The organism is Caldibacillus sp. 210928-DFI.2.18 (genome assembly GCF_020554505.1).
In the GTDB taxonomy this organism is placed as follows: domain Bacteria; phylum Bacillota; class Bacilli; order Bacillales; family Caldibacillaceae; genus Caldifermentibacillus; species Caldifermentibacillus hisashii.
In genome coordinates, this window is record NZ_JAJCHL010000271.1 from 1 (window position 1) to 249 (window position 249).

1 protein-coding gene is annotated in these 249 nt (G+C 41.0%); it reads left to right on the plus strand.

The window, feature by feature from the left end:
• Positions 1–93: 93 nt before the first annotated feature.
• Positions 94–249, plus strand: a 156-nt coding sequence (locus LIZ98_RS17830; protein WP_227203202.1) for a PTS system mannose/fructose/sorbose family transporter subunit IID, incomplete at its 3' end; no start/stop codon positions are given.

Consider the following 249-nt stretch of genomic DNA (forward strand, 5'->3'; position numbering starts at 1 on the left):
GTGCTTTCGTAGGTCTGGCTATTGCATTATATGACTACCAGATCAACACAAAAATCAAAAATAATGCAGGTTCAAATGTAGGAGGTGTTTCTGATGGCATATAATATTCCTGAAAGATATAGTGACTTAACTCCGGCAGCTAAGCTGGATAAGAAAACACTGAACAAGATGGTATGGATGTCATGCTTCCTGCAGGCTTCTTTCAACTATGAAAGAATGCAGGCCTGTGGATGGCTGTGGGGTATTCTC